This is a genomic window from Paenalicyclobacillus macrosporangiidus (assembly GCF_900116805.1).
Classification (GTDB): domain Bacteria; phylum Bacillota; class Bacilli; order Alicyclobacillales; family Alicyclobacillaceae; genus Alicyclobacillus_H; species Alicyclobacillus_H macrosporangiidus.
This window is the reverse complement of sequence record NZ_FPBV01000002.1, coordinates 266,035-273,187: the sequence shown is the minus strand read 5'-3', so window position 1 is coordinate 273,187 and position 7,153 is coordinate 266,035. Positions and strand designations below refer to the sequence as shown.

Sequence of the window (7,153 nt, the reverse complement as noted above, 5' to 3'; positions counted from 1 at the left end):
ATGGCGTTCTTCCGCTACGGCCTGGAGGATTTCCTTGAGCCGTTCATCCACACCGCCCACCAGAACCTTTCGACGATACTTTGGGCACCAGACAACGTGGTATTTGCATGAATACACAACGTTTCGATTGGATTTGTACTCCATGAGAATATTATACAACATGAAGGTATCTAATCAAGAACAAAAGCTTTGGCCGCCTTATCCCCAGAGCTGAAGCCCGGGGCTTGCGGCGGCCGAGTTTTGGTCAGGATGACAGCTTGCTCTTCCAGGGTCACGCCCTCCAGACCGAAAAATGCCCGCAAGCCAAACGCGACCTGGCCCCTTGAGTAACCGAGACCCTCGAGAACATACACGCACTCCGCCACGACCACGGAGGGGACTATCAAATTCACCTGTCCGTTGGCGGCTTGGTTCAGAATGGGCGGCAATGACGCAGCCATATGCGGTGGATGCCCGGTCACTGCGCGTACAATGATGTTGGTGTCAATCCATTTATGGTCATTCATCTTCCCGCCCCGCTTGCAAGACCTTTTCAGCTCTCCTCTGGCGCGCCTTACGTTTCAACTCTTGAAGGTCAGGCATCTCGCCGGAGTACGGCAAAATGCCGATGACGGACTCCGGGCGCATGGACGGAAGTCCCGTTATCTCAACCCTCCCGTCGGGATTCACCTGGAAAACCAGCCGGTCTCCTTCGTGTACGTTCAGGACTCGACGGATCTCAGCAGGGATCACGACCTGTCCTTTCTGGGAGATTTTTGCCACCGCCGTCACGTGCATCACCCCTCTGCTCTGTATGTCCATCGTAATGAACCTCCTCGTGAAAGTAAATCGAAATCCACATTTCTTTACAATCATTGATTTGTCTTACCTTTATTACATGTCCATGATCCGTGTGCTGGACACAACTCGTAACAGAGTCCGTCATACACGCTGGCGCGGTCATGGAATACGGCGCCATCGCCCGGCCGCACGGTGGGGACGGAACCGTGTCAACTCATTTAAAAATCTTACCGAAGGCAGATGGCTAACGCATTTATAAATCTAACCCTATCCCCCCATTCGTGTACGTGGATGGGGTGGGAGGGGGTGAATGGCCGAAGGCCAAAGGGGGAGGAGCGAAGCGGCTTCCCCCTTTGCAGGGCCTGTGGAGCTGTGGGCAACTCGTAGAGTTGTCCATCGAATCCACAGGCCCTAAGCGCCCTTCTGTCAGTGTGCCTGGCTATGTCTCGTTTGGTCTGTTGTCCACACAGGTGTGGGGACTGGAACGGGCGTTACGTTCGCCCCTTCTGGCCCCTGGGCCAGAAGGGTCACGAGTTGCCTGCGGAGCTGTAAGGGGTTCAGTGACGACGCCCAGTCCGCCCATGGCTGTTGCCTGTCCTCAGTGATGACACCTGACTCCAAGGCCCTCTGCAGCGGTGTTCTGGCGATGTCGTACCGCTTATGTACCCGGGCGCCTTCCCGCGTCTTGCGGACGACCTTACGCATAGGCAGGCAGGCGTTGGCGTATACATCGAGCCAAGCGTAGACGGTGTTTAGCCAGGACACGTGCTCAGGCGTGTCGTAACGTTCGTAACCGACGATTTCCCGCATCAGGAAACGGTTTTTCTGCTCCACATGGGCGTTGTCGTTCTTGTGATATGGGCGGCTCCTCGTGAATGACAGGTCGCGTGCCTTGGCAAAGCGCGTCAGGTGGTTGTTGATAAACTCCGAGCCGTTGTCGGAGTGTATGCCCCACACATCGTAGGGCCATGCAGCCAAGATGCGCCGCAGAGCGGCCTCGAGGGACGTTTCCCAGATGGAACATGCTTGGCGCCGGGTTTGCTCCACTTGGCGATACGGCGGGCCAACGTCGCACGGCTGATCGCCTGCAGTTGACGGCGTAGTTCCGGTGTGAGTTGGATCTCCCCGTGTCTAGCCAGCTGCTCGGCAGTGGCCAATAGGACGGGGTGCAAGCGTTCCGCACAAGGATAGTCCAGCGCTTCCCAAACGACCTGTACAACCGGCATTGCATCCAGGTACCGAAGAGGACGCTTGCGCTTTGTACGGGGCCTGTCGTGGTCTGGCTTAGGCTTCATCACGGCAATCGCATACTTGCGAGCGTATCCAAGTGTTGCCTCCAGCTCATCCAATATTCGGGATTTTTCCTGTCTCGAAGCGGCCTTCAGATACCGGACCCGCATTGCATTCAGGTACTCTCGGCGACTCTCCATGGACATCCGCACCGCGATCCCTTCGGTAAGATTTCGTTGTGAGTGTGCCGACCTCCTCTCGGTAAGATTTTAGCTGAGTGATCGCGGGAACTCGCTTTCCGGCTCCGTTTCGGCTACGATAAGAAGACGCGACTGTATACGCATCTTGGTACTTCCTGGTGCCGAAAAGAGGAGTGACGTGCGGTGCGAGAGCAACTGAGAAAATACGCGGAGTTGGCGGTGAAGGTGGGGGTGAACCTGCAGCGGGGCCAACACCTGGTGATTGGCTACGGGAAGCGGCAGGTGTACCCCGAGCATGCCGAGTTCGCCCGCCTGCTGACGGAGGTGGCCTACGAGGCAGGGGCTCGCTTTGTGGAGGTGGACTGGGGCGACGAGGCGTGGATCCGGGAGACGGTCCGCCGCGGGGACGTGGCGACCTGGGAAGCGCGCGCCCGCAGCCGCGCGGCGTGGGTGGAGCGCCTGGCGGCCGAAGGGGCGGCCTTCATTGCCATCCCGGCGTCGGATCCGGAATTGTACAGCGGGATCGATCACGCGCGCGTCACCCAATTCGACCGCACGCTGACGAGTATCTTCAAGCCGTTCAACGATCGGCGGACGAACGACGAATACAGTTGGACCCTGGTGTCGGCGCCGACGCAGGCGTGGGCGGACAAGGTGTTTCCGAACCTGCCGGAGGCGGAGCGGGTGCCGGCCTTGTGGCAGGCCATCCTGGCCTGCGCGAGGGCGGACGGGGAAGATCCGGTGGCCGACTGGCAGAAGCACCTGGCGGACCTGCGGCGGCGGGCCGATTGGATCAACGGGCTCGGCATCCGGTCGCTGCACTACAAGGGGCCGGGGACGGACCTGACGATTGAGTTCCATCCGGGCCACTACTGGAAAGCCGCGGGGAGCCGCACGCCGCAGGGGGTGGAGTTCGTCGCCAACATCCCGACGGAAGAGGTGTACGCAGCGCCGCTGAAGACGGGCGTCAACGGCGTGGTGTCGAGCACGATGCCGTTGAATCACGCGGGCTCCCTCATCGACGGCATTCAGCTTCGCTTCGAGAACGGGCGCATCGTCGAGTACCACGCGAAGGTGGGCGGGGATGCGTTGCGGAGCGTGATCGAATCGGACGAGGGGAGCCATTACCTGGGCGAGGTGGCCCTGGTGCCGGCGGATTCGCCGATTGCGCGGCGGGGTGTGCTGTTCTACAACACGCTGTTCGACGAGAACGCGTCTTGCCACCTGGCCATCGGGAAGGCGTATCCGCTGGTGGAGGGCGGCCAGTCGTTGGCCCAGAGCGACTGGGAGGCGTACGGCCTCAACGACAGTCTGGTGCACGTGGATTTCATGATTGGCTCGGATCAATTGGATGTGGAGGCGACGACGCGCGACGGCCGCACGGTGCCGATCCTCCGCCGGGGGCTGTGGGCGGAAACGGTGTGACGTGGGAAGCAGCAGGCTGTAGCGCACAAGGGCGGGCCGTGGGGGCCGCCTTATAAAAAGGAAGGGCGGGCCCATGGCCCGCCCTGTCCATCGAGTTGCCTCAGGCCTCCTGACCCTCCACGTTGTCCACGCGGCGCTTCAAGGCGAGCGTGAGCAGTGCGGTGATCACAGTGCCGATCACGATGGCCACACAGTACAGGCCCAGGTTGCCCATCAGCGGGAAGACGAACACGCCGCCGTGCGGAGCCGGCAGAGTCGAGTGAAACAGCATGGTCAGGGCCCCGGTCACCGCAGAGCCGGCGATGATGGACGGGATGACCCGGAGCGGGTCGTTGGAGGCAAACGGGATGGCCCCCTCGGTGATGAAGCACAGCCCCAGGATGAGCGCCGCCTTGCCCGCGTCGCGCTCCTCACGGTAGAACTTGCGGCCGTTGAGGAACGTCGCCAAGGCGAGACCCAGCGGCGGCGTCATGCCCGCGCCCATCACTGCGGCCATGATGGTCTCCGCCACCGGCGTGTGCGTCGCGACCAGGCCGGCCGCGAAGAAGTACGCCACCTTGTTGACCGGGCCGCCCATGTCGAACGCCATCATCGCGCCGAGCAAGAGGCCGAGGCCGGCGGAACCCGTGGCGCCCATGTGCGCCAATCCGTTGGTCATCGCCTGCATCAGCCAGGCCACCGGCCGGCCGATCACGTAGATCATCAGCAGGCCGACAATGCCGACGGACAACACCGGCAGGAGCAGCACCGGCTTGATGCCTTCCAGGGTGCGGGGCAGGCGGATGGCGTCGCGCAGCCACTTCGTCACGTAGCCCGCGAGAAAGCCGGCGAGGATGCCGCCCAGGTACCCCGCGCTGGCCCCCTGGTGGCCGTACATCGCGCCCTGCGTGCCGATCCAGCCGCCCACCAGGCCCGGCGCGAGCCCCGGCCGATCGGCGATGGACATGGCGATGTACGCCGACAGGATCGGCACAAACAACGCGAATGCCGAGCCGCCGCCGATGTTCATGAACGCCTGCGCCAGCGGCGCTTTATTTTCGATGTCGATCGCGAAGGACAACGCGATGAAAATCCCGCCCGCGACGACCAGCGGCAGCATGTGAGACACGCCGTTCATCAGGTGCCGGTACACCGCCGGCATCTGCGCCTTCTTCTCCGCCTTTCCCTGCTGCACCCGCGCCAAGTAGTCCGCGCTCGCCTGGCCCGCGAACTGCGCCGCGTTCGATCCCGCGCCGCCTGCGCCGAACACCGGCTGCGCCAACGAGGCCTCAATCAGCCCCTTCGCGTCCTTGATGGCGCTGGAGACCGACGTCTCCAACAGCCGTTTGCCCGCGAACCGGTCCAGGTCCACCTTCTTGTCGGCGGCGATGATGACCGCGTCCGCCGCGGCGATGTCTTCGTCCGTCAGCCGGTTCTCCACGCCCGCTGCGCCCTGCGTCTCCACCTTGATGTCAAAGCCCATCTGTTTGGCCGCCTGCTGCAGGGCTTCCTGCGCCATGTACGTGTGCGCGATCCCCGTCGGGCAGGCCGTCACTGCCACAATCCGCTTCATGCGATGCCCTCCTGTATCTCCAGCTTGTCCATCAGCGCCTCGATGTCCGCCATCTTGGGCCGGCCCGATCCGCTCTGCATCACGGCCGCCGTCCCGGCCGCGGCCGCGAACCGCACCGCTTCGACAAAGCGCAGACCCCGGAGCTGCGCCGCCAGATACGCCGCCACCACCGTGTCGCCCGCGCCGACCGCCGAGACGACCGGCACGCGCGGCACGCGGATCTGTACGGCACCCGCCGCGCTCACCGCCACCAGCCCGTCGCCGCCGAGGGAGGCAATCACGGTGCCCACCCCCGCCTCGTGCAGCCGGCGGGCCGCCGCCAGAGCGTCCTCGCGCGACCGCACAGGGTGGCCCGCCAACTGCTCCAGCTCGTCCCGGTTCGGCTTCACCAGGTCCGGCCCGGCGGCAACGCCCTCGCGCAGGGCTTCACCGCTCGCGTCGAGCACCGTGCGCACGCCGCGCCGTCGCGCCCGCGCCACCTGCTCCCGGTACCACCCGGCCGGGAAGGCGGCAGGCAGGTTGCCGCAGAACGCCACCCAGGTGCCCGGGAAGGAGATCTGATGGATTCGGTCCGCGAGCGCCTGCCGCGCGGCTTCGGGCAACGGCGGGGCAGGGGTGTTGAGCTCCGTCAGCTGGCCTGCCGAGTCCACGACTTTGACGTTGAGGCGGGTCTCCGACGGGATCGAGACGAATTCGTCGATCACGCCGATCCCCGCCAACACCTCCCGGATCCAGGCCCCGCGCGATCCCCCGAGGAAGCCGGTGGCCGCGACCGGCACGCCGAACGCGCGCAGCGCCTTGGCGACGTTGATGCCCTTGCCGCCCGCGTCCAATCGCGGGGTGGGTACGCGGTGCAGGGTGCCCGGCGTGAGGCGATGGACCTCGAGGAACAGGTCCACCGCCGGGTTGACGGTCACGGTCACAACACGGGGGGGTCCGGATGTCTCCCCAGGGGTCTCGTGCCCGCGTTCGGCGGGGGCCTGCGCGGGGCCCGCGTTCACGCGTGCCGCGGGGGTCACGCCGCCCGTCGGTACATCTGGGTGTGTCATGCATGCATCTCTCCTGTCTGTCTCTCTCCGCGATCTTCCCCATCGGCCGGCAGCGGCGCGGGCGGCGCGACGAGGACCTCCACGCCGAGCGATTGGCAGGCCGCCGCGATGTCAAGCGGGGGCGCCTGGTCCGTGACCCACGTGTCCACCTCGCCCAGGGTGCACACCTGCATCAGGGAGACCTGGCCGGATTTGCTGTGATCGGCCACCAGGATGATCCGGCGGGCGGATCGCACCATCGCCGCCTTGACCGCCGCCTCCAGGGGATGGGGGGTGGTGATGCCGCGTGCAGGATCTATCCCGTTGGCTCCTAAGAACAGGATGTCCACATGGACGCGCGCGAGCGCAGCCTCCGCCCAAGGGCCGACGAGGGCGCCGGTGGCGGGGCGCAGCTCGCCGCCGACGAGCATCAGGTGCACGCCCGGACGATCGCTCATCTCTCGCGCCACGTCGACGCTGTTGGTGATCACGGTGACGGGCGCGGACAGGTGCCGCGCGACCTGCAACGTGGTGGTCCCGGCGTCCATCAGGACGGTGTCCCCCGGATTCACCAACCGCGCCGCGGCTTGCCCGATGGCGAATTTTTCAGCAGGGTGTTGAACATTCTTTTCCTGAACTGACGGCTCGAAGGCGGCCACGTGGGCCGCAACGGCGCCGCCGTGGGCACGCCGCAGGAGGCCGAGGGTCTCGAGATCTTGGAGGTCACGCCGGATGGTCGACGCGGACACGCCCAATCGGCGAGCCAGATCGGCCACGGTCGCGCGCCCCTGGGCGTTTAGGGATTCGAGGATGCGCGCCTTGCGCTCGTCGGCGAACACGGGAGCCACCTCCTTGGACGCGGTGCATTGGATGCGTTTTCGAGGTCGTGAGTGCGCGTTTTTGTGCTCGTTTGTGCTTGATTGTGCTCATTTTAGAGT

7 protein-coding genes are annotated in these 7,153 nt (G+C 64.6%); 1 reads left to right on the top strand and 6 read right to left on the bottom strand.

Annotated features, from left to right (window positions below; all coding sequences use genetic code 11):
- The 3 genes from BM357_RS03590 to BM357_RS03580 all read right to left on the bottom strand — a co-directional run.
- Positions 1–162: transposase (locus BM357_RS03590; protein ID WP_425426509.1), on the bottom strand; the 162-nt coding region annotated here is incomplete at its 3' end.
- An 8-nt stretch (positions 163–170) separates the two neighbouring features.
- Positions 171–506: a PIN domain-containing protein gene (locus BM357_RS03585; protein ID WP_074949678.1), complete on the bottom strand. Its 336-nt coding sequence runs from the start codon at positions 504–506 to the stop codon at positions 171–173.
- Positions 499–801, bottom strand: a complete 303-nt coding sequence (locus tag BM357_RS03580) for an AbrB/MazE/SpoVT family DNA-binding domain-containing protein (protein ID WP_245783816.1) — start codon at positions 799–801, stop codon at positions 499–501. Before BM357_RS03580 ends, BM357_RS03585 begins: the two co-directional genes overlap by 8 nt.
- Before the next feature lie 1,592 nt (positions 802–2,393).
- On the opposite strand from BM357_RS03580, the gene BM357_RS03570 reads away from it, so the two are divergent.
- A complete protein-coding gene (locus tag BM357_RS03570) occupies positions 2,394–3,635 on the top strand; it encodes an aminopeptidase (RefSeq protein WP_074949674.1) in 1,242 nt (413 codons plus the stop codon).
- A 100-nt stretch (positions 3,636–3,735) separates the two neighbouring features.
- Here BM357_RS03570 and BM357_RS03565 read toward each other — a convergent pair whose 3' ends face one another.
- Genes BM357_RS03565 through BM357_RS03555 form a run of 3 tightly spaced genes read right to left on the bottom strand, consistent with a single transcriptional unit; the run spans position 3,736 to position 7,063 of the window.
- On the bottom strand, positions 3,736–5,187 hold the full coding sequence (locus tag BM357_RS03565) for a PTS fructose transporter subunit IIC (RefSeq protein WP_074949672.1): 1,452 nt from the start codon (positions 5,185–5,187) through the stop codon (positions 3,736–3,738).
- Positions 5,184–6,236 carry a 1-phosphofructokinase gene (pfkB, locus tag BM357_RS03560; RefSeq protein WP_083430141.1) on the bottom strand — a complete coding sequence of 351 codons (1,053 nt, stop codon included), beginning with the start codon at positions 6,234–6,236 and terminating at the stop codon, positions 5,184–5,186. Before pfkB ends, BM357_RS03565 begins: the two co-directional genes overlap by 4 nt.
- Positions 6,233–7,063 carry a DeoR/GlpR family DNA-binding transcription regulator gene (locus BM357_RS03555; protein WP_083430140.1) on the bottom strand — a complete coding sequence of 277 codons (831 nt, stop codon included), beginning with the start codon at positions 7,061–7,063 and terminating at the stop codon, positions 6,233–6,235. Before BM357_RS03555 ends, pfkB begins: the two co-directional genes overlap by 4 nt.
- Positions 7,064–7,153 lie beyond the last annotated feature (90 nt).